We start from the raw sequence: 23166 nt of genomic DNA, 5'->3' as shown, positions 1-23166 counted from the left end.
ACCCCTGCGCGGTGCCTGTCAGGCTCGCGGCATCAGCTCAAAAACGTGCTGATCGCGGTCGCCAGGTCGGGCGAAGCCAAGGTGGCCACATTCTGGTAACCGCCGCCGCTGAGTTGGGCGACCGCTTCCCAGGTCGCCCGGTCCGGGTCGGCACCCAAGTCGACGACGTTGACCGCGATCGGTTTGGTCGGGTCGGCGTTGGTGCGGATGAAGTTCTGCAGCCCCTGCCCATCCAGGGTCTGGTCCGTGTGCGGCCCGGAGGTGACCACCAGGATCGAATTGCTCTGCCCGGCGCGGTAATTCGTCTGCATATCCTGGTAGATCAGGCGCAACGTGGTGAACGACACCGCACCGCCGGCCGACGAGTACTGCTTGTCGAGCGCGGCCACCAGGGCGGCCGACCGCGGCTGGCCGTTGACCGGGTCGGTCAGTGCGCCGGCCGTCACCTCGGAGCGGCCTTCGTGGCCGTCGAACGTCCACAGCCCCACGATCGCGGTCGGCGGCAGCGCCTTGATCCGGTCCTGCAGCGCCGCGATCACGTTGGCCAATCGCGACTTCCCGGGCAGCGACTGATCCAGCATGATCGTCGCGGCCACGCCGCTGGACGGCGCGGACATCGCGTCGGCCAGGGTGGCGCGCACGGTGTCGTCACCCACGGACAGCGTGGCGGCCACGGGCGCGAAGCTCGTCACCGGACTACTCGGCGGCTTGACGCCGTTGACCCGGAAACCGGCCTTGGCCAGCTTCGCGAGTTGCTCGGGCTTGCGGATGAAGTGGGCGAACTCGCTCGCCGCCGAGGCCTGTTCCGGGGTCAGCCACGAACCGCTGAGCAGGACGGTCGGGTAGTCCGCGACCGGCGCGGGCCCTTGCGGCAGCCAGGAAGTCAAGGTCTTGTCAGCATCGGGCAGCGACTGACCACGCTGAAACAGCTGCTGCTCGGTACTGATTACGGCGTGCACCGGCGCGGTCGCCACATCGCCGGGCTTCAACAGCGCGTTCATCGCCTCGGTCAGCGTATTGTCGGCCAGTTTGGGTTGAGCGTTGGTCAGCGCCCGCAGCGCGGTGGTGCCCTGGGTGACCGGGGCGCCGGGCGGCACTGACGCCGCCGCCACCGCTTCGCCCGCCAGGTAGGCGGCGTCACCGTTGCCACTCGTCGGTATCGCCAGCCGCAACGCGCCCCAACCGGGCAACTTCAATCCGGCCAACGCGTTCGGGTTGGTTTGCAGGCCGGGCAGCGCACCCCAGTCCTGATCAGTCAGCGCGGACTGAAGTTCGGGACGGATCGCCAGCACCACGGGGGATGTCACCAGCGAACGGTTGTCGCTGATGGTCTTCTGGCCCGCCGCCGCGGTCAATCGCGCGGCCGACACCGAACTCCCCGGGATCCACAGCGCCGGCTTGGCTCCCAGCTCCGCGGGCCATTTGCCGATGAAGCCGTTGATGACCGCGTCGGAACCGGCGGGTTTAACGTTCACCACCATGCAGTGGTCGCCGACGGGGCCGGCGGTGGAGTTGTAGCTTTCGGCGAATTGCTGCACCTGGTCGGTCATCGACGGGTCGACGATGACGGCGACGTCCTCCTTGCCTCCCACGCAACGTGCCGCGGCCGTACGCGAGCGATTCGACAACGCGTCGCCGAAGAACCGCCAGAGGATGATCGTGCCCATGACAACGATGACCGCGACCAGGGCCACGATCACGCCGATGCTGACACCGCGGCGGCCGCTGGCACTACGGTGGCCACCCCGCCACTCGCCGAGGACGCGACGGCCCGCCTGGGCCGGGCCCGGACGCGGCTCGGACGGCGCGGTGTCCGAACGGTGCGGGAATTCGGGGTAGTCCGCGTCATCCGCGAACCACGCGTCCGGGTCCTCGACGGCGCCATAGCGGTCGGCGGCGGAACTCCTCTCGCCGAACTCCTCGTCGGCGGGGAAGTCGTCCCCGTCCTCGGCGCCGTACTCGTCGTCGCCGAAGCCCTCCGCGTAGTCGTTGTCATCCGAGCCGGGGTCAGGCTCGGCGAAGCCGCGCGGGTTGTCGCGTTCCTCCCGGTAGCGAGAGACCAGGTCGCGGGCGGTGAAGCGGGCGGTGTCGGACTCGTCGGACGGCTCGTCGGGCGACTTCCCGCGGTCGGGCATGCTGTGCCTACCCATGCCAGCGCCCACTAACCTTCCGTCGGCTCGTCATCGTTCTTGGCTGGGAGCATCGCGCCCGAATCAGACACCGGCACGTGCCGTGAGCTCACGCCGGCGCCGATGCAGGATCGGCTCGGTGTAACCGCTGGGCTGCTGCCCGCCGGTCAGAATCAGTTCCTGGGCGGCTAGGAACGCGATACTGTCGTCGAAGTTGGGCGCCATCGGCCGGTACGCGCGGTCACCGGCGTTCTGCGCGTCGACCAGCGGGGCCATCCGCTCCAGGCTGGCTCGGACATCCTTGCTGGTGATGATGCCGTGCCGCAGCCAGTTGGCCAGCAGCTGGCTGGAGATGCGCAGCGTGGCGCGGTCCTCCATCAGCGCGACGTTGTGGATGTCCGGCACCTTCGAGCAGCCGACACCGGCGTCGATCCAGCGCACCACGTAGCCCAGGATCGACTGACAGTTGTTGTCGACCTCCTCGCGGATCTCCTCGGGAGCCCAGGCGAGTTCCTTGGCCAGAGGGATCGTAAGCAGTTCGTCGATGGTCGCCCGCTTCTTGCCCGCGAGCTCCTTCTGTACGGCGAACACGTCGACCTGGTGGTAGTGCATCGCGTGCAGCGTGGCGGCGGTCGGGGAGGGCACCCACGCGGTGGTGGCGCCGGTCTTGGGCTGGCCGATCTTCTGCTCGACCATATCGGCCATCAGCTCGGTCATCGCCCACATACCCTTGCCGATCTGGGCCTTACCGGAGAAGCCGGCGGCCAAACCAATGTCGACGTTGGCGTCCTCGTAGGCCTTGATCCAGGTGGTGTTCTTCATCGCACCCTTGCGAATCATTGGCCCGGCCTCCATCGAGGTGTGGATCTCGTCGCCGGTGCGGTCCAGGAAGCCGGTGTTGATGAAGACGACCCGGTCGGCGGCGGCCTTGATGCACGCCTTGAGATTCACCGAAGTGCGGCGCTCCTCGTCCATGATACCGACCTTCATGGTGCCCTGCGGCAAGCCCAGCACGTCCTCGACACGGCTGAACAACTCACAGGTGAACGCCACCTCGTCGGGGCCGTGCATCTTCGGCTTCACGATGTAGATGGAGCCGGTGCGGCTGTTGATCAGCGGGCCGTTGGTGTCGCCCGACTTCAGCCCGTGGATGGCGCACAGCCCAGTGAAAAGCGCGTCCATGATACCCTCGAACACCTCGTGCTCGCCGTCGCCTTCGCCGACGATGATCGCGTCGTTGGTCATCAAATGCCCGACGTTGCGCACGAACAGCAGGCTGCGGCCCGGCAGGGTCAGCTCGCCGCCGTCCGGGGTGGCGTAGGTGCGGTCCTGGTTGAGCACCCGGGTGAACGTCGTGCCGTCCTTGGTGACCTCTTCGGCCAGGTCGCCCTTGTTCAGGCCCAGCCAGTTGCGGTAGCCCAGCACCTTGTCGTCGGCGTCGACGGCGGCCACAGAGTCCTCGAAGTCCATGATCGTGGTGACCGCGGCTTCCAGGACTACGTCCTTGATGCCGGCCGCGTCGGTTTTGCCGACCGGCGAATCCGGGTCGATCAGGATCTCGAGGTGCAACCCGTGGTTCACCAGCAACACCGACCAGCTGGGGGAGCCCAGCTCGCCGCTGTATCCGACGAATTTCTCCGGGCTGGCCAGTTCGGTGGACTCCGCGCTGAGCGCGATCTGCAGCCGTCCGTCGGCGATGCTCAGGCCGGTCACGTCCGTCCACGAGCCCGACGCCAGCGGCACCGCCTGGTCGAGGAAGTTGCGTGCGTAAGCGATGACCTTGTCGCCGCGGACCCTGTTGTAACTGGTGCCCTTCTCGGCGCCGTCGTCCTCCGGGATGACATCGGTGCCGTACACCGCGTCGTAGAGGGAGCCCCATCGGGCATTGGCGGCATTGAGCGCGAACCGCGCGTTGAGCACGGGCACCACCAGCTGCGGACCCGCGGTCGTGGTGATTTCGTCGTCGACGCCGGAGGTGGTGATCGTGAAGTCTTCGGGTTCGGGCAGCAGATACCCGATGTCACCGAGGAACTGGCGGTAGGCCTCCGGGTCGAGCGGCTCGATCACACGCTGCCGGTGCCATTTGTCGATCTGCGCCTGCAGGTCGTCGCGGGTGGTCAGCAAGGCCTGGTTCTGCGGGGTGAGATCGGTGACGACCTTGTCCACGCCGGCCCAGAAGCTGTCCGGGTCGATACCGGTGCCGGGTAGGGCCTCCTTGTTGACGAAGTCGTAGAGCACCCGGGCAACTCGCAAATTCCACGCCGACACGCGGTCAGTCATCTTTCTCCTCCATAGTTGCCTCATTGGTTCCCACTCGACTCCCGACAGACCTCAACTAGCCCTATCTAGCTACCTCGTCAGCTTACCGACCGACGGGCCTGAACGATCGCATCCGTTCAACCCGCAACAGCAGGTCACGACGCGCTTGGCGGGTTTCCCGATGGGCCGGCGGAGCGCCGCCTGGTAACGCAACTGTTCCGCCGCCGCACGCTGGCACCTCGCCCAGTCCTGGACCGGCGCCGTTCAATCATACGGGCTGCACCAGGGCCACTCCGGTAGCGTCCGGCGGCTGCCCTCACTGGGCGTCGCGCATGCTGCCGACTAGCTCCTCCACCAGGTCTTCCATCGCGACCATCGCCACCACGCGCAGGCCGTCGGTGACCAGCGCCAGGTGGCTGTTGGTGCGGCGCATCCGGGACAGGGAGTCGGCCAGCGGCAATGAGGTGGCCACCCGCGGCAGCGGGCGCACCAATGTGAGATCGATGACGGTCTGCGGATCGTCGCCGAGCGGCAGCATGTCCTTGATGTGCAGATAGCCGATGAACCGCCCGTCGGCGGCGGCGACGGGGAAGCGGGAGTAACCCGTCTCGGCCAACGCGCTCTCGACGGCGCCGATCGTCGGCCCGGAGCCGGGCGCGGCCACCGGTACCGCCCGGATGTCGGCGAGCGGTACGGCCACATCGCCGACGACCCGACTGCCGATCTGCAAGGCCCGCGTCAAGCGGGTGTGTTCCTCCTGGTCCAGCAGACCCTCGGACACCGATTCGGCGATCATCGCGCTGAGCTCGGCCGGCGAGACGGTGATGTCGAGTTCATCTTTGGGTTCCACCCGCAGCAGGCGCAGTACCGCGTTCGCGCATTTGTTGTAGAAGACGATCAGCGGCCGGGCGAGGCGCGCGTAGGTCAGATACGGCGGCACCAGCAGCATCGCCGTGCGCTCCGGTCCGGCCAGCGCGATGTTCTTCGGCACCATCTCGCCCAGCAGCACGTGCAGGGTCACCACCACCGCCAGAGCGAGCACGAACGACAGCGTCTCCAGCACCGCCGCGGGCATCGTGGTCAGCCCGAACGCCGAGCGCAGCAGGCTGGCCACGGTCGACTCCCCGATCCGCCCCAGCAGCAGCGAGGCGACGGTCACCCCCAACTGCGAGCCGGCCAGCATCGAGGCCAGCTGCTCACCGGCGCGGATCACCGTCACCGCTCGTTTCTTGCCCTGTTCGGCCAGTGCTTCGAGGCGGTCGCGTCGGGCCGAGATCAGTGAGAATTCGGCGCCGACGAAGAAGGCGTTCATCCCGATCAGCAGGATCGCCAGTAGCACGCCGAGGGTGTCGCTCATTGCCGGCCCTGCTTCGCCGCCGTCTCGCGGTGGCTGGTCAGTTCGGTCAGCTCGACCACGTCGATGCGGCGGCCATCCATTGCCACCACCACGGCACGCCAGTGAATGTCGTTGTCCAACAAGCTATCCCCGTCCAGCGCGGGCAGTTCGACCGTTTCACCGATGGTCGGGATGTGGCCGAGCTCGCGCAGCACCAGGCCGCCGATCGTCTCATAGGGCCCCTCCGGAGCGCGAAACCCAATGGCCGACGCCACCTCGTCGATGCGCAGCAGGCCCGAGACCCGCCAGCCGCTGCCCACCGCCACGACGTCGGGTGTGGCGTCGTCGTGTTCGTCGCGGACATCGCCGACGATCTCCTCGATCAGGTCCTCGACGGTGACGATGCCCGCCGTGCCGCCGTACTCGTCGACGACCATCGCGGTCTGCAGCGGATTGCCACGGATCTCGGCCATCACCGCGTCGCCGTCCAGCGTCGACGGCACCACCGGAACCGGCTGCACCAGTGTGGTCAGCAGCGTCTGGGCACGCTCCTCGCGTGGCACCCGGAAGATCTGCTTGACGTGCACGATGCCGACCGTCTCGTCGAGGTCCCCGTCGACGAGAGGAAAGCGGGAGAAGCCGGATTCGGCGGCGGCAACCAGATCGGCGACGGTCTCGTCAGTCTGCAGCGCCACGATCTTCGACCGTGGCGTCATGAGTTCTTCCGCGGTGCGGCTACCGAATTGCAGCGACCTCCGCACCAGCGCCGCGGTGGCCGGATCGAGGGCGCCGCGGCGCGCCGAGCTGCGTACCAGCGACACCAATTCCTGCGGCGAGCGGGCCGACCGCAGTTCCTCGGCCGGTTCGATACCCAGCTTGCGCACCAGCCAGTTCGCCCCGCCGTTCGTTAGCCGGATGACGGGGGTCAGCAACAGCGAGAAGAACAGCTGAAAACCCGCCACGGCCCGGCCGGCCGACAACGGCCGCGCCACGGCGAGGTACTTCGGCACCAGCTCGCCGAACACCATCGACACCGAAGTCACGATCACGATCACGACGAACGAGGTGATGCCGTCGGCCATCGGGTCCGGCAGGCCGAGCGCGTCCAGCCACGGGTGCGGCAGATCGCCGACCATGGGCTCGGTCAAGTAACCCGTCACCAGCGTGGTGATCGACATGCCCAGCTGAGCGCCCGAAAGTTGGAACGACAGCCGGTGCTGGGCGCGCTGAATGAAGCTATCGCGCCAGCTACCCTTGTGGGCGTAGGCCTCGACGGTGCTGCGGTCCAGCGCGGTCAGCGAAAACTCGGCGGCGACGAACACGGCGTTACCGAAGATGAGCACCGCGATAGCGAGCACACTGACGATGACGGTGAAGTGCATGGACGGGCTCGGCTATCGCGCCGGGCCGGACGGCCGGGGTCGAGCCGGGGTAGCTGTGGGTAGCCGCTTCGCCCAGAAACCGACGGGCTCGACGGGTGCCTGCGGCACGTCATCCCTTTCGCTTGACGTCGCGCTGTTGCGCGCGGAAAAGATCCGTAAAATCATATGGTAGCGAACAGATCTGGCCCAACCAGGTGCGACGTGCCCGCCGGGGCCACCCGGGGGTCACCAGCCGTACGGCAGCGGGTGGTCCTCGGCGAAACCCGCTGCGGACTGCACACCGATGACGGCTCGCTTGTGTGGCTCCGTCAGGGCCGAGGCTCCGACGTAGGTGTTAGGTGCTGCGCAACCCGGACGTGATGTGGTCGAGCAAATCCTCCACCCCGCCACGGTCGGGGTCCAGCCCCATCTTCGAGGTCGAAATGCCCTCCTCAAAAATGCTTTCCGGGCTCGGTCGAACGCACTGTCCGCGGCGGTGCGCGCCGCGACCACCCGCTTGGGCCCAGCGACGCCACCGTCTTGATCGCCTCCAGCATCCGAACCTGGTGTCCGTGTGCCGTGTCTGTCCGTGTGCCGTGTCGATGACGAGCACGTCGACGCCCACCTCGACCAGCGACCGAGCCTTGGCTCCCACATCTCCGCTGATGCCGATGGCGGCGCCGATCCGCAACCGGCCCCGCGGCGTCGGTGGCGGGTGTGTACAGGCCGGTGCGCAGCGCCCCGGTGCGGGTAAGCACGCCGGCGAGCTTGCCGTCCGCGGCGGTGACCACCGCGACGTCGATGGAGGCATGCTCGAGCAGGTCGAAGATCTTGCGCGGCTCGGTGCCCCTCGGGGCGGACACGAAGTCGACCACGGCCACGTCGCGGACGCGGGCGAAACTGTCCACGTCGACGCACGACGACTCACTGACCAGCCCGATCGGGTGACCCTCGAAGACCACCGCCGCGGCGCCGTGGGCCCGCTTGTGGATCAGCGCCAGCGCGTCGGACACCGAGTTGTCGGGCTCGAGCACCACCGGGGTGTCCAGCACCAGATTGCAACTCTTGACGAACTCGACCGTGCTGCACGGCGGTGATCGGAAGATCCTGCGGCAGTATGACGATGCCATCGCGCCGACCGACCGTCTAGGCCATCCGCCTCCCGGCGCCCGCCGTCATGTTGGCGACGACCGGGATGGTGGTGCCGACACCGTCGGCGGTGGACAGGTCGACGTCGAACCCGCCGCGGCTTTTCCAGCGCGTCCAGAAACTCCTCGATGGTCTCCGAGCGGACGAAATTGCCCTCGTCGCCGTGCTCTTCTAGCAGCGCGTCGGTCTTGGCGACCGACCGGTTGTGCAGCGCCACCGTGTAGCCGTGGCGGGCGAGGTCCGACCCTATCACGGCCAGGCTAGTGACGCCGATCTGTGCGGTGCCAGTCTATGAATCCTTGAAGCCCGGGGCACTCAAATGTCTCGCTTTTCATGTTGCACTTCTGCTACGCGGTTTCCGTCACACTGTGGCACAGCGGCGTTCCGGTCCACCCGGAGGATTTCGCCATACCCGCGTCAGAGGTTGAATAGCCGCCTGAGCTCGGTGAGCCACGGCACGGCCAGCGCGACGGTGGGCACCACCAGCACGGCCGCCGCGGCCAGGTAGGCGGCCGCGCCGAGCAGCGCGCTGTTGCCCCGCCCGGACAACCGCCGGACGCGCACCACGGTGCTGGTACCGCCAACGGCCAGCGCACCCGAGGGAGCCCGCGCCGCCGCGCAGGCAACCAGCGCCCGGGCCAGGGGAGTGCGCCCGCCCGCCCGCACCGCGGCGTCGTCGGCGAGCAACTCCACTAGCAGGTGCACGGCGCCCAGGGCGTTCGAGCTGCGGACCAGCCGCGGGAAGACGGCGTGCACCGCGGTGAAAGCCTCTAGCACCAGGTCGTGGCGGGCGCGCAGATGAGCCCGTTCGTGGCTGAGGATGGCCGAGACCTCATCGGCGCTCAGCTGACTCAACACCCCCTCGCTGACGACGACCCGACTGCGCACGCCCGGCAGGCAGTACGCGATCGGTTCCGCGACATCCAGGACGCGCAGGTCGCGGGTGCGTGCGCACGGCTCGGCACGTGCCGCGTCGTGCCCGACTCCGACGAGATCGACGACCATCCGGTGGTGGGCCCGCCGCCGCCGATTCGCGATAACCACCCGTAACACCGCGACCACCAGGCGCATCCCTACGAGCACGGTCAACGCGAACGTGGTGATGTATGCGGTCCATAACGGCCAGCCCAGGCGCTCGGCCGCGCCGACGACGCTGGCCGTGGGACGGCCGTCGGGGCCGGGCATAAGGATCCGGGTGGCGATCGCGATTCCCGTGCTGAAAGCCGAGAGTACGGCGGCGACGGCGATGGCTTGCCATAGCACCATCGCCGCGCGCGGGGCCCGCAGTGGCCACGATGCCCGCGCCAGAAGGGCTGGCGCGGTACCAATCAGCAGGACCGCGAGGATGGTAAAGGCCAACGCGGACACGTCCCTAGTGTCGCTCAGGCGTCAGGTGAAATTCCAGCCGATCGCGTATTACGTGGATTCGATTCCAATTCAGCCAGCGCGCGGCGCAGCGCTGCCGCCTCATCGGCGCCGACGCGCTCGACGAAATGCACCAACGCGGCCTGGCGGCTTCCCGAGTCCTCGGCCTGAGACAGCGCGTCCACCATGAGTCCAGCCACCAGTTCGTCGCGACCGTGCACGGGTGCGTACCGGTGGGCCCGGTCGTCGCGGATCTGCGACACCAGATTCTTCTTGGCCAGCCGCTGTAGCACGGTCATCACTGTCGTGTAAGCGAGGTCGCGAGGCGCCGACAGGGATTCGTGGACTTGGCGGACCGTTTGTGGTTCCGGTGCGGACCAGAGGTGATCCATCACCGCGCGTTCGAGATCCCCCAGCCGTGTCAGCTTGGCCATAGTTCATTCATCTCCCGAGACTTGTCACCAGCGTACTCCTGCTTACTACCGACGGTCGTATATGAGGCCGACGAATCCGCTAACAATTTCGCGGCGGACTTCCTGCTCGTGGTTCGGATTCGAGCTTACCTCTTGCAAGATTACGGCAGCCTTGCCTATACTATTTAATCGAGCGCAACAGACCGTCGGAGCGTCCTGAGGGCTGCAGTGACCCCCGGTCTTCTCGATCGGCGAGTCCCGTGCCCGGCGCACGGGACTCGCCTGTTTTCTGCCGCCGGCACGGATCTGGCCGTGGCCACCCCCCGCGGTGGTGTAAACACTAGAGCGTGCCAACACCGCCAGCAGGGGCGGGGTGATCCCTCCCGAATTCGCCAGCCCCTTCGACACCGAGCCGGGCCCGCGATACACCGAACTCACCCCCGACGGCGCCCGCGCCCAGCTCGAGGTCACCCCGAAACTGCGGTAGCCGATGGGTCTGGTGCACGGCGGCGTGTACTGCTCGATGGTGAAAAGCATGGCTAGCGTGTCCGCCTACACTTGGCTCGCGACCCGGGGCGGCGGTCAAGTCGTCGGCGTGAACAACAATACAGATTTCCTGCGGTCGATCCGATCGGGCACGGTCTACGGCGCCACCGATCCGATCCACCGCGGCCGGCTCCAGCAGTTGTGGTTGGTCACCATCACCGACGACGAGGATCGAGTCGTCGCGCGGACAGGTGCGGCTGCAGAATCTAGAGCCACGCGACGGATGAGTTTGCTGCACAGGAATTTTCCAGAACGGCGTGGCAGGATCCCAAACCATGCGCCTGACGCCGCACGAGCATGATCTGCTCCTCGTTTCCTACGCCGCAGAATTAGCACGCAGACGGCGTGCCCGCGGCTTACGTCTCAACCATCCCGAAGCCGTCGCGATCATCACCGACCACATCCTCGAGGGCGCGCGCGACGGCCGCACCGTCGCGGAGCTGATGTCCAGCGGCTGCGGGGTTCTCGGCCGCGACGACGTGATGGAGGGCGTGCCCGAGATGCTCGACGACGTACAGGTGGAAGCGACCTTTCCGGACGGTACCAAGCTCGTCACCGTCCACCGGCCGATCTCATGATTCCCGGCGAAATCCTGTACGGCAGCGGCGATATCGAGATCAACGCCGGTGCCCCGCGACTAGAGATGGCGATCGTTAACACCGGTGACCGCCCGGTTCAGGTGGGTAGTCATGTCCACCTGCCGCAGGCCAACGCGGCACTGTCCTTCGATCGGGCGGCGGCCCGCGGTTACCGCCTCGACATCCCGGCGGCCACCGCGGTGCGCTTCGAGCCCGGCGTGGCCAAGACCGTGGGTCTGATCCCGCTGCGCGGAGGCCGCGAGGTTCCCGGCCTGACCCTGAATCCGCCTGGACGATTGGATATCTGATGGCACAACTGTCTCGGGAGCATTACGCCCAGCTGTACGGTCCCACCACCGGCGACGGGATCCGGCTGGCCGACACCGACTTGCTGGTGGAGATCACCGAAGACCGCAGCGGCGGCCCCGGATTGGCCGGCGACGAGGCGGTGTTCGGCGGCGGCAAGGTGTTGCGTGAGTCGATGGGCCAGAGCCGCGCCACCCGCGCCGAGGGCGCGCCCGACACCGTGATTACCGGGGCGGTGATCATCGATCATTGGGGAATCATCAAGGCAGACATTGGCATTCGCGATGGCCGCATCACCGCCATCGGCAAGGCCGGCAATCCCGACATCATGACCGGTGTGCACCCGGATTTGGTGGTCGGACCGTCCACCGAGATCATCGCCGGCAACGGGCGGATCGTGACCGCGGGCGCGGTGGACTGCCACGTCCATCTGATCTGCCCGCAGCTCATGCCCGAGGCGCTGGGATCGGGAATCACCACGATCGTCGGCGGCGGCACCGGTCCCGCCGAGGGCAGCAAGGCCACCACCGTGACCCCGGGTTCGTGGCACCTGGCCCGGATGCTCGAGGCACTTGACGGCTGGCCCATCAACGTGGCGCTCCTGGGCAAGGGCAACACGGTCAGTAGCGAGGGGCTGTGGGAGCAGTTACGCGGCGGCGCTTCGGGTTTCAAGTTGCATGAGGACTGGGGGTCGACCCCTGCGGCCATCGACGCCTGTTTGACCGTGGCGGCAGCCGCCGGGGTGCGGGTGGCACTGCACACCGACACCCTTAACGAGATGGGGTTCGTCGAAGACACCCTCAACGCGATCGCCGGCCGCTCGATTCACACGTATCACACCGAAGGTGCCGGAGGCGGCCATGCGCCCGACATCATTCGGGTGGCCGGACAACCGAATGTGCTGCCCAGTTCCACCAACCCCACCCGCCCGCATTCGGTCAACACCCTCGACGAGCATCTGGACATGCTGATGGTCTGCCACCACCTCAACCCGCAGGTGCCCGAGGATTTGGCGTTCGCCGAGAGCCGCATCCGGCCGTCGACCATGGCGGCCGAAGATCTGCTGCACGACATCGGCGCGATCTCGATGATCGGCAGCGACTCACAGGCGATGGGCCGCATCGGGGAGGTGGTGCTGCGGACGTGGCAGACCGCGCACGTGATGAAGCGCCGGCGCGGCGCTTTGCCCGGTGACCGCTCTGGTCCGCAAGCCGCGGACAACTTGCGAGTGCGCCGCTACATCGCCAAATACACCATTTGCCCGGCTATTTCGCATGGCCTCGACGCCGAGATCGGTTCGGTGGAGGTGGGCAAGCTCGCCGACCTGGTGTTGTGGGAGCCGCAATTCTTCGGCGTCCGCCCGCACGCGGTGCTCAAGGGCGGCATGATCGCCTGGGCGGCGATGGGCGACGCGAATGCGTCCATCCCCACGCCGCAGCCGGTGTTGCCGCGGCCGATGTTCGGGGCGGCGCCGGCGGCCGCAGCCGCAACCTCGGTCCATTTCGTTGCGCCACAAGCGATCGAGGCCGGCCTGGCCGAGAAACTGGCCGTGCATCGACGGCTGGTTCCGGTCCGCGACACCAGCGCCATCGGCAAAACCTCCTTGCCGCTCAACGACTCGCTGCCGGACATTGAGGTTGACCCGGACACCTTCACGGTGCGCATCAACGGTGAGGTCTGGCAGGAGGAGCCCCCGGCCGAATTGCCCATGGCACAACGCTATTTCCTGTTCTGAAGCTCATGTCCGTACTGGCGACGCTGCTGACCCTGGCCGATTCGCGACTGCCGGCCGGTTCCCACGTGCATTCCGGCGGCGTCGAGGAGGCCGTGGCCGGCGGCCTGGTGGTCGACGTGGACACGTTGGAGGCGTTCTTACGGCGCAGGATCCGCAGCCACGGGTTGGTGACCGCATCGATCGCGGCGGCGGTCCATCGAGGCGAGCTCAGTCTCGAGCAAGCCGATCAGGAAACCGATGCCCGCACACCGGCCCCGGCGGCCCGGAAGGCGTCGCGCAGTCAGGGTCGCGGGCTGACGCGATTGGCGCGACGGGTGTGGCCGACCGCCTGCTGGTCAGATCTCGGTGCCCGACCGCATCTGGCCGTCGCGTCCGGACGCGTGGGCGCGGTGAGCGGGCTGGATCCACAACAGAATGCCCTCGGGATCGTCTACACCACGATGACGAGTTCGGCGACAGCGGCACAGCGACTGCTGGCCCTCGACCCCGCCGATGTGGCGGCGCTGACGTTTCGGCTGGCACGGCTGTGCGAGAGTACCGCAGCCGAGGCGGCCGCCGGGCTCGCCGATCTGTCTGATCCGTTGCTCGACACCTTGGCCGAGCGGCACGCTGAGCGCGAACAGCCACTGTTCGTATCGTGAATCATGTTGCCGCGCAATTTCTTCATGGCGCGGTCAGCTGCTCGGAGTGGCGTCGGCATGCGGCGCATCGCTCTTGGTGTGCGCTCTGGTCAGGGCGAGGTACAGGATGCCGAGCCCGATGATGGTGACCGACATCAGCAGACTGATGTAGTCGTCATACCAGGGTCGGCACGGTTCGCGTGTCCAGCACAGGTTGACGATCGCCGCCACACCGTAAACCAGCGCGCCGATGTTGACCGGCATTCCCCACAGGCCAAGCCGGTATTTCCCGCGGGGTACCCAGCCGTTGATCCTGGCGCGCAGGGCGGCGAGCACGACCATCTGGAACGCGATGTAGACTCCCACCGAACCGAAGCTGACGAGTTTGGTCAGCGCATTGCTGGAGATTAGCGAACCGATGATCAACACCACCGGAATGATGACCGCGACCAGCAGCGAGTACAGCGGCACGTGGCGCTTGTGGTCGAAGCGCGCCAACAACCGCGAGCCGATGATCATGTCGTCGCAGCCGTAGGAGTAGAAATCAGCCGGCCGGCGGCTCCTTGCAGGCTCAGTGCGCACGACACGAACGAGATCAGCACGATGCAGAGAACGGACTTTGGCGCCCGTGCTGCCGAACGCCGTCTTCAGGATGGTGTCAATCGGGTCGGCATCCTTGACCGCTGATTACTGCGCCGAAGTCAGGGATCGAGAGGATCAGGCTTAAGCAGACGAACGTGGCCGCCGAGCCACCGATGTAGATGGTGCGGCGCATGGCCTTTGGAATTTGGACGCCCGGGTTGCGGACTTCCTTGGCGACATGGCCGCAGGCTTCGAACCCGAAGAACTGGTAGAGGGCGATCAGGCTGGCGGCCAGGAAGGCGTAGGTGTAGCTGTGGTGGGCCCTGCGCGCCGAAGCTGTGGAAGAGCACGCCGAGGTTGTGGTGGCGCTGGGTGCACAGCAGCCAGACCCCGACGACCACGGCGCCGATCAATTCGGCGCTGAAGCCGAAGATGGCGAAGTAGCCCAGCATCTTGGTGCCGGTCATGTTGATCGTCGTGGCCGCCAGCATGACCAGTGCGCATAGCACGGCGGCGTGCGGAGAAGGCTTGAAGCCGCCGGGCCCAGGGATAGACGCCGCCGGCAACCGGGAACTGCGCGACCACTTCACTGAACACCAGCGCAACCAGCAACTGTCCGGCCCCGGCGATCAGCAGGCTCCACATCATCGGCGGCCCCGCCGTCGCCAGCGCGAAGGCGAACACCGTGTAGATCCCGACCACCGGCGACAGATTAGGTGAACCTCAGCGAGAAGTTCGCCCAGGGACTCATGTTCCGTTTGAAATCGGACTGGAAGCCCAGGGCTTCGAGTTGCGCCTGGTCCTCGTCGTCGGGGGCCACCGGTGGCGCCACGGCACGAGTTTCCGGTTTGGTGAAAAACATCTGTTCTGAGTTCCAATCGTCGAGGGTCAAAACGAGATGCGCGGGTGACGGTCTGTCGTTACTTGTGCGTCGCCTCCTTGATCAGGTTTGCGGCCGTGCGTTTGAGGACGTCACGCTGCCGGGTTACGTCAGCCATCGCCTTGCTCAGCGCGATGAGCTCGTCGCGCTCGCTGACCGCGCCGGCGCCGTCCGCAAACGCCGCCGGCTCGACACCGCGTCCCGCCGGATCCACGGCCGGGTTGGCTTCCACACCCGCCGCCGGAATCACCTCGTGGCGTGCGCTCGTTCGGAGTCGGCCCTGGTCGCCACGCGGCGCGTTGACCACGCTGGCCACCGGGCCCATAGGGGCACACCGTCATAGAAGCCCGGTTCGATCGCCCCGGCCCCGCGGGTAGGCCGTTCGGCCCGCCGAACGACTCGGTGGCGGCCAGGCGATAACCCAGCCGTCAACTCCGACACCACCGACCGACACGACGTAGCGGGGCAATACTCAACTCCGCCGCCAACGCGTTCCAGGCCGACATGTGGCGGCCAGCAGGGCCCGACTCCCGCGCCAGTGTACATCCGTCCGGAGTTGACCTTCGGCGGCAGCGCCGCGAAATCCATAAGTGCACCCCGTCACGCGTCTCCCCGACGCCAAATGACCATGTAGCCGGCCCGAATTCGGCAGTCCTTTATGCATAACTAGCAATATCCGCCCGTCCGCCTGTAATAACTATGGTTAATTACTGACAATTCGCGCGACGGTGGCTTTTGACTGCGCGGACCGGGGAAGCGGTACACTACTCGGACGGCATTGCCGCCCCTTGTCGCGACACCGGTCGGCGCGCAGAGAAGACATCTAATTACCTTGTTTACAACGTATTTTAGTTACTGACGTGATTCGCGCAACGCGCATCGGTCGGTTCATGCACGATTGCCGGCGCACGGGTCCATGCGGGACTACGTGCGCCGGCAACAGTGTCCTCACCCGCTTTAAAGAGTTTGCTGAGTTGCCACCGAGCACAACGTTCTCGGTGGCAATCCAGCCCTCGGCCTCGGCATTCCGGGGCGCTGTTGCGGGGGTATCGACGAACGGTGGCTCCCTAAGATCCGTTGCAACGGCGGTGAATTCGATACCCGTGCGGACGGATGGTAAAATTGAAAAAGCTCACGCGACCGGCGTGCCTTCAGTCGATGTAGGGTCCCCAGGCGTGCCGTTTGAGCGCGGCGGGTTTTTGCCGAGTTTGCCCGCGCGCACCATGACCGCCAGGCTGTCCAGGATGACCAGGCTGCTCAACAACACGGTCTGCCAGTCATACGGCGGTGAGCACTCCACTACCTCGATGCCGTTCAGCCCGGGTTCGTAGATCAACCGAATCAGGTTGAGCGCCTCCCGGGGCAGCAGACCCCCGGCTCGGGCCAGCCGGTGCTGGAGACGAAACCGGCATCGATGACATCGATGTCAAACGACAGGTACACGGACTTGGCGTCTTTCCACGCCGTCTCCAAGGCGATCTCGGCGATCTTCTCAATGCCGACCCACTCCACGTCGCCGACCGTGATCACCGTGCTGCCCCGCTGGCGGCCCACCCGGACCTAGGCCCGCGGCGCCTGTCAACCCCCGATCCCGATCTGCACCAGGTGCGTCGCCGGCGCATTCTTAGATGTTGGTCGCATGAAACCACGGCGTGGTGTGCATCCGCTCGTCGAGATCGGTCTCCTGGGTGTCGACATGCCGATCAAAGTGGATGATGTCCACGTTGCCGTCCATATGGGGGCCAGCCCCCCGCACCGTCGGGAATCCGATGGAATGGTCACCACCCAGGATCACCGGAAAAACGTGTCGGTTATCGATGACGCGGTGAACGACTACCTGCGCTCCGAGGGGCTGCCCACCACCCCGTATGCGATCGGGCACTGGGTGGGCCTGCGGGCCTACGAACTTCCGACGATCTACCGGGGGTCGCTGACCGATCGTAATCAGGTGCTGGTCAGAACAGCGTCATCGCCTTGGAGCCGGAGACCGGCTTCAGCGATCCGCCGCGCCTGTGCCGAATCCGAAACCGCGTTCGTCGGGGGTTATCTCGAGTGGGGCGTCCCGACGTTCGGCCGACGGTTACCACCAGCACGCCGGCGCAGATGGGCCCGCACCAGCAGACCCTCATCGTAGGCCGTGGGGTCAACGATGACCGTACCATCGTAGGAGAGGTTGGGCGGCAACGATTCTAGCGACAGTGCCAGGGCGAATCCGTGCGTCGCCGCCCGAATGGCCGCGGCGGTCATCAGGTTGACGAAAAAGTCGATGCTCCACAGCGACGAGGCTTCGGTTCCCGGGGCGTTTGCTGCGCGGCGGCCCGTTTACGCCGTCGGGCACACGACGGAGGAGCGCCTCGGCGGACCTGGGTTGGTCTGGTTGCTGGTGGTGACCGCGGGCGCGGGACGGCGTCCGAACGCCAGCGAGTTGCCGGTGAGGTTGCCGGAGCGTACCCCCGCGGCCACCGCCCCGCCGCGCCGTTACCGGTCGCCGGTGGTTTGCTGTTGCCCGGTGGGCTCGACGCCGCGGTGCCATCCGAGGGGCCGCCCTTGCGTCCGACCCGGTGCTGGATACGCTGGCTGAAGACCGCAGCGAGCAGGAAAGACAACATGCCAGCACATTCACACAGCCACCCCACCGTCGACTGGCCGAAGCGGATACGGCAGCCGGGGGAGCCGCTGCGCATCGGTGTCGGCGGCCCGGTCGGCTCGGGCAAGACCGCGCTGGTGGCCGCGCTGTGCCGTCAGCTGCGCGACGAGCTGTCGCTGGCGGTGCTCACCAACGACATCTACACCACCGAGGACGCCGACTTTCTCCGCAAACACGCCGTGCTGCCGCTGGATCGGATCGCGGCCGTGCAGACCGGCGGCTGTCCGCACACCGCGATCCGCGACGACATCACCGCGAACCTGGACGCGATCGACGACCTGATCGGCACCCACGACCCGCTGGACCTCATTCTCGTCGAGTCCGGCGGCGACAACCTGACGGCGATGTTTTCCTCAGGCCTGGTGGACGTGCAGATCTTCGTCATCGACGTAGCCGGGGGCGACAAGGTGCCGCGCAAGGGCGGCCCTGGAGTCACTTACTCAGATCTGTTGGTGGTAAACAAGACTGATTTGGCCCCGTTGGTGGGCGCCGACCTGGACGTGATGGCCCGCGACGCCGACGCCGTGCGTGGTGGCCGGCCGACGATCCTGCAGTCGTTGACCAAAGATCCGGCCGCTACCGAGGTGGTCGCCTGGGTTCGCAGCCAACTGGCGAACTGATGCATTCCGAGGTGGTCCTGGTCGCGGCCCGGAACCGCTCGTCGCGCATCGGATGCCGCGGCGGTATCCAGGCGAGGTGCACCACACCGGACACGGTGCACCTCGTGTCGGCGGCGGCCACCCCGTTAGGCGGCGACAGCATCGGCATCACGGTTATCGTCGAGGCGGGCGCGGCTCTGAAGCTGCGCAGTGCCGCCGGCACGCTGGCCTTGCCCGGGCTGGCGACCGTCACGTCGCACGCCCGCTGGGTCATCGAGGTGAGCGGCACGCTTGACGTCGACCTCGAACCGACGGTCGTGGCTGCCCAGGCTCGGCACGTTTCCGAGGTGGGCGTGATGCTGCGCGGCGACGGCCGGTTTCGGTTCCGCGAGCGCGTGCAGATCGGCAGAAGCGATGAGCGAGAGGGGTTTTGGTCGGGTTCGCTACGGGCCGACCATGATGGTCGTCCGTTGCTGCGGCACCGCATGGAGTTGGGTACGGGCTCGGTGGCCGATGACAGCATCGCGGCACCACGCGCCACCGTCAGCGAATTTTGCTATCCGGCAGCGGAATTCACGGACATGCCCGCCGACTCCACCGTGCTGGCGTTGGCGGACGGCGGAATGCTGAGCACCTGGCAGGCGGACCGCCTGATCGGTTAGCTCGCCGCGCGTATCGGCGACGGCTCGCGGGCTTCGGCGGCAAATTCGGTCAGCTGTTCGAGTCGGGTTCGCGCGAACGCCTGCCGGTCGGTGATGGTGAGCTGACCACGTCGCGTGCTCAGGAACGTCACCGTCCAGGACAACAGCGTGGTGATCTTGGTCTTGAACCCGATCAGGTAGACCAGGTGCAGCACCAGCCACATCAGCCAGGCAATGAAGCCGCTGAACTCGAGAGGGCCGATCTTGGCCACCGCGGAAAACCGCGACACCGTGGCCATGGAACCCTTGTCGAAGTACCGGAACGGCTCGCGCTGGGTCGGATCCGCGCCGGCCAGTTCGGCTTTGATCGTGCTGGCGACATACTTCGCGCCCTGGATGGCGCCCTGCGCGACCTTGGGCACACCGTCGACGGCGGCCATGTCGCCCACCACGAACACGTTCGAGTAGCCGGGGACCGACAGGTCGGGAAGCACCTTGACCCGCCCGGCCCGGTCCAGTTCGGCCGCCGACTGTTCGGCGATGTCGCGGCCCAGCCGGCTGGCCTGCACACCCGCGGACCAGACCTTGCACGCGGACTCGATGCGGCGGACGGTGCCGTCGGAGTCCTTGACCGTGATCCCATTGCGGTCGACGTCGGTGACCATAGCGCCGAGCTGAATCTCCACGCCCATTTTCTCCAGCCGTGCCCGGGCTCGCCCACCCAGCTTTTCCCCCATCGGGGGCAGCACCGCCGGCGCTGCGTCGAGCAGGATCACTCGCGCCTTGGTCGAATCGATGTGCCGGAACGCGCCTTTCAAGGTATATTCGGCCAATTCGGCTATCTGCCCAGCCATTTCGACACCGGTAGGACCCGCGCCGACGACGGTGAAGGTCAACAGCTTCTTGCGGCGCTTGGGATCGCTTGAGCGCTCAGCCTGTTCGAAGGCGCTCAGGATGCGGCCACGCAATTCCAGAGCGTCATCGATGGATTTCATACCGGGGGCGAACTCGGCGAAGTGGTCGTTGCCGAAGTACGATTGGCCCGCGCCGGCGGCGACGATCAAGCTGTCGAATTCCGTGTCGTAGCCGTGGCCGAGCAGCTCCGAGTGCACCCGCTGGTTGGCCAGATCGATGTGGGTGACGTTACCGAGCAACACCTGGACGTTGCGCTGTTTGCGCAGCACAACCCGTGTGGGCGGGGCGATTTCGCCTTCCGAGATGATCCCGGTGGCGACCTGGTAGAGCAACGGCTGGAACAGGTGGTGTGTGGTGCGCGCGATCAGCTTGATGTCAACGTCGGCGTGCTTGAGCTTCTTTGCCGCATTGAGTCCGCCGAACCCCGACCCTATGATGACAACGCGGTGCCGGCGCTTGGGTTTAACTGTGGGTTCTGGCTGAGGGCTCATTAGCTCTGGGATGCTCCTGGCGGGGCTTCGTGTCACGCGGCTTCAGTTAGCTATTACGTTAGTCACCCCGCCGCGGCCAAACCCAGGTAGTAAGCCTGTGTAATCAACCACATCGGCTATATAACCCTGGTCACACCAACGTGATTCACGTCATGTCGAGCGCTGAATGCGACCTTGGTTACATGCCAAGAAGCGGGCGCAGTGCGTCGGCTGCGGTGCTGATGACACCCTGGGGTATACCCACGCCCCGCGAAGCTAAATGATTACTCGACGTTCGAGGTACTACGCAAACTGCGCGAAGCCGCCGTGGCTCACGTGCAGGGTCTGACCGGTGATGTGGCGGGCGGCAGGAGTGGTGAGGAACAACGCCAGGCGGGCGACCTTGTCGGCGACAGACGACGGCGTACGCGACAGACCGTCGTAGCCGGGCTGCGCGCTACGCCCACTCGCCACGGCGTTGACCGTGATACCGCGGGTACCGAAGATGCCGGCCTGTCCGGCCACCCAACTCGACAGCGTTGCCTTGATCGCGGCGTCGACGCTCGCCGCCGGCGGGTTCTCCGGCACGACGCTGATGATCGAGCCGCCGGAGTGCAGGTGGTCGCCGACCACCTGCACCGTCAGCACGGCGGACAGCACGGTCGAGTCCAGCGTGTTGCGCCAGGCGCTGGCGGTGTCGGCGATGGAATAGGTGCGGGGGTCGCCGGCGTCCCAGGTCGGGACGGGCACGTTGACGATGGTGTCCAGGTGGTGGGAAAACGTCGGGCGCGCTTCCTCGAGGCTGGCCGGATCGGTGGTGTCGCACACGATCGGGTCTACGTCGAGTTCTTTGGCGTTGACCTCGAGATCGCTGCGACGAGCGCCCACCAGGGTCACCCTGTGACCGCCATCGCGGAAGGCCTCGGCTAAGGTCCGTCCCAGATCCGTGTCGCCACCGGTGACCAGCACCTCCATTGCCATGACCTCCTCGTGTTCAACCTCGCGTTCGACGCTGATTCCCGACCATGACGCTCCATGCCGGGGAGTTCAGCGTGTTATGTGTTATGGTGTCGATCTAGCCAATGTTACTGGACAGTAGCTATTCGGAGAATTTCCGCGGGCACGACGCGCAGACGATTTCGAAAAGTTTTGGCCATCATTGTGTCACCCACCTCAGGCTATGGTCTGACCATGCTCCGGATCAGGATTCTGGCAGTTCAAGACCGACAATCCCGGTAGCGGCGTCGAGTTCGACTTCGCCGGGTCCGGTGAACTGGCGACCCCAATTGACCCAGGGTGCGACGGCCGACGTCTTCGCCTAGGCCGACACCGCGCAGATGGACAACCGCAGATGGACAACATAGTCAAAGCCGGGCTGCTGGCCGGGAACCCGACCAACTTCGCCGCCAACACCCTGGAGATCGTCATCGCGCGCTCAACAAGGTCACCGCCGGACAGGCCGACGCGGCCCTCGTCTACATCACCGACGCGAGAAACGCCAAGGGGTCGGTGACAACTGTCGACTTCTCCGAGGCGGCCGGCGCGGTCAACGTGTACCCAATCGGGGTGCTGAAGAACGCGCCGCAGGCGGCGCTGGCGCACAAGTTGTGACCCTGGTGACCTCCGAGGCGGGCCAGCAGGTTCTGACCCAATTGGGTTTCGTCAAACCCTGACCCGTCACTGTGTGCCAGCCCACCAACCTGCCCCACTGGGTGTTTGTCCCAGCCGCGATCGGGGCCGCCTTCGTGGTGCTGCCGTTGCTGGCCATCGCGGCCAAGGTCGACTGGTCGAACTTCTGGGCGCCGATCAGCGGCTCGTCGTCGAAGGCGGCGTTGTGGCTGAGCCTGAAGACGGCGGGCGCGAGCACCGTGTTGTGCGTGCTGGGGGCGTCACGATGGCTTGGTGCTGGCGCGCAGCACCGCGCGGCATGACCTGCTGGATGTGTTCACTCCCTCCGATCGCGTGCTGGTTCTCGAGTCGGGGCGGATCTCCGAAATCGGGCCGGTGGCCGAGGTGCTCACCGCGCCACGCAGTCTTTTCGCGGCTCGGATCGCCGGTGTCAACGTGGTCAGCGGAATGATCGGGCCGGACGGCGCGCTGCACACCGGCTCCGGTGCCCACTGGTATGGGTCACCGGCCCCGCAGGCGGGTGCCGAGCTGGCCGACGGGCAGGGCGCGGTCGCGGTGTTCCCGCCGACGGCGGTGTCGGTATTCCGGGAGCCACCACATGGCAGTCCCCGCAACTGTGTCGAGGTCACCGTGGCCGAGCTGGACGTTCGCGGGGCCACGGTCGCGAGCAAGCCGACGGCTCGCCGGGACTGGCCGCGGAGATCACCGTCGACGCCGCTGCCGACCTGCGGCTGACTCCAGGAGAGCGGATGTGGTTCACCGTCAAAGCCCGCGAGGTGGCGCTATATCCGACCGGGCCGCGCCTCTCCGACGCGTGATGAACTGCGCAGACAGGCCGAAGGTTGCACTCCGGCAACATCGCGAAAACCGGCTCGTATCGCCAGCACGGCCCCCTTGCTTCACAGCCGTAACACGGTAGGTTCGTCGCCATGAATCAGGTGGACTCACACTCGACACGTCGCAAAGGTCTGTGGACGACGCTGGCGGTTGCCGCGGTGACCAGTGC

At 66.5% G+C, this 23166-nt stretch carries 22 protein-coding genes and 6 pseudogenes; 11 read left to right on the top strand and 17 right to left on the bottom strand.

Annotated features, from left to right (window positions below; genetic code table 11):
• Positions 1–32: 32 nt before the first annotated feature.
• The 8 genes and pseudogenes from FQ389_RS11420 to FQ389_RS11380 form a co-directional block, all read right to left on the bottom strand.
• Complete coding sequence (locus FQ389_RS11420) at positions 33–2150, bottom strand: substrate-binding domain-containing protein (protein ID WP_144207721.1); 2118 nt, start codon at positions 2148–2150, stop codon at positions 33–35.
• Positions 2151–2213: 63 nt separating this feature from the next.
• On the bottom strand, positions 2214–4409 hold the full coding sequence (locus tag FQ389_RS11415; protein WP_144207719.1) for a malate synthase G: 2196 nt from the start codon (positions 4407–4409) through the stop codon (positions 2214–2216).
• A 295-nt stretch (positions 4410–4704) separates the two neighbouring features.
• The gene (locus FQ389_RS11410; RefSeq protein ID WP_144207717.1) at positions 4705–5745 is read right to left on the bottom strand and encodes a hemolysin family protein; all 1041 of its coding nucleotides are present in this window, start codon (positions 5743–5745) and stop codon (positions 4705–4707) included.
• A complete protein-coding gene (locus FQ389_RS11405) occupies positions 5742–7106 on the bottom strand; it encodes a hemolysin family protein (RefSeq protein ID WP_144207715.1) in 1365 nt (454 codons plus the stop codon). The genes FQ389_RS11410 and FQ389_RS11405 overlap by 4 nt, the downstream gene beginning before the upstream one ends.
• 225 nt (positions 7107–7331) lie before the next feature.
• Positions 7332–8324 (bottom strand): annotated as a pseudogene (locus FQ389_RS18020) (IMP dehydrogenase); the annotation flags it as partial.
• Positions 8323–8508 (bottom strand): annotated as a pseudogene (locus FQ389_RS11390) (NADP-dependent phosphogluconate dehydrogenase); the annotation flags it as partial. The pseudogenes FQ389_RS11390 and FQ389_RS18020, both read right to left, overlap by 2 nt.
• A 143-nt stretch (positions 8509–8651) precedes the next feature.
• A complete protein-coding gene (locus FQ389_RS11385) occupies positions 8652–9602 on the bottom strand; it encodes a M56 family metallopeptidase (RefSeq protein WP_144207713.1) in 951 nt (316 codons plus the stop codon).
• 14 nt (positions 9603–9616) lie between these two features.
• Positions 9617–10033: a BlaI/MecI/CopY family transcriptional regulator gene (locus tag FQ389_RS11380; RefSeq protein WP_144207711.1), complete on the bottom strand. Its 417-nt coding sequence runs from the start codon at positions 10031–10033 to the stop codon at positions 9617–9619.
• Between the two features lie 352 nt (positions 10034–10385).
• Between FQ389_RS11380 and FQ389_RS11375 the strand changes: the two are divergent.
• The 5 genes and pseudogenes from FQ389_RS11375 to FQ389_RS11355 all read left to right on the top strand — a co-directional run bounded on the left by FQ389_RS11375 (position 10386) and on the right by FQ389_RS11355 (position 13818).
• A pseudogene (locus FQ389_RS11375) lies at positions 10386–10785 on the top strand (PaaI family thioesterase).
• Between the two features lie 48 nt (positions 10786–10833).
• Positions 10834–11136, top strand: a complete 303-nt coding sequence (locus tag FQ389_RS11370; protein WP_144207710.1) for an urease subunit gamma — start codon at positions 10834–10836, stop codon at positions 11134–11136.
• Positions 11133–11444 carry an urease subunit beta gene (locus FQ389_RS11365; protein WP_144207708.1) on the top strand — a complete coding sequence of 104 codons (312 nt, stop codon included), beginning with the start codon at positions 11133–11135 and terminating at the stop codon, positions 11442–11444. The genes FQ389_RS11370 and FQ389_RS11365 overlap by 4 nt, the downstream gene beginning before the upstream one ends.
• On the top strand, positions 11444–13177 hold the full coding sequence (locus FQ389_RS11360; protein WP_144207707.1) for an urease subunit alpha: 1734 nt from the start codon (positions 11444–11446) through the stop codon (positions 13175–13177). The genes FQ389_RS11365 and FQ389_RS11360 overlap by 1 nt, the downstream gene beginning before the upstream one ends.
• Before the next feature lie 5 nt (positions 13178–13182).
• The gene (locus tag FQ389_RS11355) at positions 13183–13818 is read left to right on the top strand and encodes an urease accessory protein UreF (protein WP_144207704.1); all 636 of its coding nucleotides are present in this window, start codon (positions 13183–13185) and stop codon (positions 13816–13818) included.
• 33 nt (positions 13819–13851) lie between these two features.
• Here the strand turns inward: FQ389_RS11355 and FQ389_RS20010 are convergent, their stop codons facing one another.
• The 7 genes and pseudogenes from FQ389_RS20010 to FQ389_RS23105 all read right to left on the bottom strand — a co-directional run bounded on the left by FQ389_RS20010 (position 13852) and on the right by FQ389_RS23105 (position 17054).
• Positions 13852–14379: an amino acid permease gene (locus tag FQ389_RS20010; protein WP_260860690.1), complete on the bottom strand. Its 528-nt coding sequence runs from the start codon at positions 14377–14379 to the stop codon at positions 13852–13854.
• Positions 14380–14455: 76 nt separating this feature from the next.
• Positions 14456–14659 carry a hypothetical protein gene (locus tag FQ389_RS20005; RefSeq protein WP_260860693.1) on the bottom strand — a complete coding sequence of 68 codons (204 nt, stop codon included), beginning with the start codon at positions 14657–14659 and terminating at the stop codon, positions 14456–14458.
• A gap of 432 nt (positions 14660–15091) precedes the next feature.
• Complete coding sequence (locus FQ389_RS20000) at positions 15092–15271, bottom strand: hypothetical protein (protein WP_260860689.1); 180 nt, start codon at positions 15269–15271, stop codon at positions 15092–15094.
• A 28-nt stretch (positions 15272–15299) separates the two neighbouring features.
• Entirely contained in the window at positions 15300–15584 is a 285-nt protein-coding gene (locus FQ389_RS11345; RefSeq protein ID WP_144207701.1) for a hypothetical protein, read from the bottom strand.
• Positions 15506–15805 carry a hypothetical protein gene (locus tag FQ389_RS23115; RefSeq protein WP_456085324.1) on the bottom strand — a complete coding sequence of 100 codons (300 nt, stop codon included), beginning with the start codon at positions 15803–15805 and terminating at the stop codon, positions 15506–15508. Before FQ389_RS23115 ends, FQ389_RS11345 begins: the two co-directional genes overlap by 79 nt.
• Before the next feature lie 586 nt (positions 15806–16391).
• A pseudogene (locus FQ389_RS23110) lies at positions 16392–16771 on the bottom strand (arginase family protein).
• Between the two features lie 112 nt (positions 16772–16883).
• Positions 16884–17054 carry an arginase family protein gene (locus FQ389_RS23105; protein ID WP_260860688.1) on the bottom strand — a complete coding sequence of 57 codons (171 nt, stop codon included), beginning with the start codon at positions 17052–17054 and terminating at the stop codon, positions 16884–16886.
• A gap of 9 nt (positions 17055–17063) precedes the next feature.
• Between FQ389_RS23105 and FQ389_RS18015 the strand changes: the two genes are divergently transcribed.
• From FQ389_RS18015 to FQ389_RS11330, 3 genes are all read left to right on the top strand, one after another.
• The gene (locus FQ389_RS18015) at positions 17064–17393 is read left to right on the top strand and encodes a M24 family metallopeptidase (protein WP_186296379.1); all 330 of its coding nucleotides are present in this window, start codon (positions 17064–17066) and stop codon (positions 17391–17393) included.
• A 473-nt stretch (positions 17394–17866) separates the two neighbouring features.
• A complete protein-coding gene (ureG, locus tag FQ389_RS11335; protein ID WP_144207698.1) occupies positions 17867–18526 on the top strand; it encodes an urease accessory protein UreG in 660 nt (219 codons plus the stop codon).
• Complete coding sequence (locus tag FQ389_RS11330; RefSeq protein ID WP_144207695.1) at positions 18526–19167, top strand: urease accessory protein UreD; 642 nt, start codon at positions 18526–18528, stop codon at positions 19165–19167. Before ureG ends, FQ389_RS11330 begins: the two co-directional genes overlap by 1 nt.
• Here the strand turns inward: FQ389_RS11330 and FQ389_RS11325 are convergent.
• Positions 19164–20552: an NAD(P)/FAD-dependent oxidoreductase gene (locus FQ389_RS11325; RefSeq protein WP_144207692.1), complete on the bottom strand. Its 1389-nt coding sequence runs from the start codon at positions 20550–20552 to the stop codon at positions 19164–19166. The genes FQ389_RS11330 and FQ389_RS11325 overlap by 4 nt on opposite strands.
• A 282-nt stretch (positions 20553–20834) precedes the next feature.
• Positions 20835–21512 (bottom strand): SDR family oxidoreductase, encoded by a 678-nt coding sequence (locus FQ389_RS11320; protein ID WP_144207689.1) that lies wholly within the window; start codon positions 21510–21512, stop codon positions 20835–20837.
• A gap of 232 nt (positions 21513–21744) precedes the next feature.
• On the opposite strand from FQ389_RS11320, the pseudogene FQ389_RS11315 reads away from it, so the two are divergent.
• The 3 genes and pseudogenes from FQ389_RS11315 to FQ389_RS11310 form a co-directional block, all read left to right on the top strand.
• A pseudogene (locus FQ389_RS11315) lies at positions 21745–22204 on the top strand (extracellular solute-binding protein); the annotation flags it as partial.
• 39 nt (positions 22205–22243) lie between these two features.
• Positions 22244–22462 (top strand): hypothetical protein, encoded by a 219-nt coding sequence (locus tag FQ389_RS18005; RefSeq protein ID WP_186296375.1) that lies wholly within the window; start codon positions 22244–22246, stop codon positions 22460–22462.
• A pseudogene (locus FQ389_RS11310) lies at positions 22458–22978 on the top strand (TOBE domain-containing protein); the annotation flags it as partial. The gene FQ389_RS18005 and the pseudogene FQ389_RS11310, both read left to right, overlap by 5 nt.
• Positions 22979–23166 lie beyond the last annotated feature (188 nt).

It is taken from the genome of Mycobacterium tilburgii (assembly GCF_902168065.1).
Classification (GTDB): domain Bacteria; phylum Actinomycetota; class Actinomycetes; order Mycobacteriales; family Mycobacteriaceae; genus Mycobacterium; species Mycobacterium tilburgii.
The sequence above is the reverse complement of the archived record's forward strand: the minus strand, read 5'-3'. Positions and strand labels throughout refer to the sequence as shown.

What these genes read in the sequence shown, in the direction of transcription:
- FQ389_RS11420 (WP_144207721.1), bottom strand. Translation starts at nt 2,150, where the DNA reads ATGGGTAGGCACAGCATGCCCGACCGCGGGAAGTCGCCCGACGAGCCG.
- FQ389_RS11415 (WP_144207719.1), bottom strand. Translation starts at nt 4,409, where the DNA reads ATGACTGACCGCGTGTCGGCGTGGAATTTGCGAGTTGCCCGGGTGCTC.
- FQ389_RS11410 (WP_144207717.1), bottom strand. Translation starts at nt 5,745, where the DNA reads ATGAGCGACACCCTCGGCGTGCTACTGGCGATCCTGCTGATCGGGATG.
- FQ389_RS11405 (WP_144207715.1), bottom strand. Translation starts at nt 7,106, where the DNA reads ATGCACTTCACCGTCATCGTCAGTGTGCTCGCTATCGCGGTGCTCATC.
- FQ389_RS11380 (WP_144207711.1), bottom strand. Translation starts at nt 10,033, where the DNA reads ATGGCCAAGCTGACACGGCTGGGGGATCTCGAACGCGCGGTGATGGAT.
- FQ389_RS11370 (WP_144207710.1), top strand. Translation starts at nt 10,834, where the DNA reads ATGCGCCTGACGCCGCACGAGCATGATCTGCTCCTCGTTTCCTACGCC.
- FQ389_RS11365 (WP_144207708.1), top strand. Translation starts at nt 11,133, where the DNA reads ATGATTCCCGGCGAAATCCTGTACGGCAGCGGCGATATCGAGATCAAC.
- FQ389_RS11360 (WP_144207707.1), top strand. Translation starts at nt 11,444, where the DNA reads ATGGCACAACTGTCTCGGGAGCATTACGCCCAGCTGTACGGTCCCACC.
- FQ389_RS11355 (WP_144207704.1), top strand. Translation starts at nt 13,183, where the DNA reads ATGTCCGTACTGGCGACGCTGCTGACCCTGGCCGATTCGCGACTGCCG.
- FQ389_RS11345 (WP_144207701.1), bottom strand. Translation starts at nt 15,584, where the DNA reads ATGGGCCCGGTGGCCAGCGTGGTCAACGCGCCGCGTGGCGACCAGGGC.
- FQ389_RS23115 (WP_456085324.1), bottom strand. Translation starts at nt 15,805, where the DNA reads ATGTACACTGGCGCGGGAGTCGGGCCCTGCTGGCCGCCACATGTCGGC.
- ureG (WP_144207698.1), top strand. Translation starts at nt 17,867, where the DNA reads ATGCCAGCACATTCACACAGCCACCCCACCGTCGACTGGCCGAAGCGG.
- FQ389_RS11330 (WP_144207695.1), top strand. Translation starts at nt 18,526, where the DNA reads ATGCATTCCGAGGTGGTCCTGGTCGCGGCCCGGAACCGCTCGTCGCGC.
- FQ389_RS11325 (WP_144207692.1), bottom strand. Translation starts at nt 20,552, where the DNA reads ATGAGCCCTCAGCCAGAACCCACAGTTAAACCCAAGCGCCGGCACCGC.
- FQ389_RS11320 (WP_144207689.1), bottom strand. Translation starts at nt 21,512, where the DNA reads ATGGCAATGGAGGTGCTGGTCACCGGTGGCGACACGGATCTGGGACGG.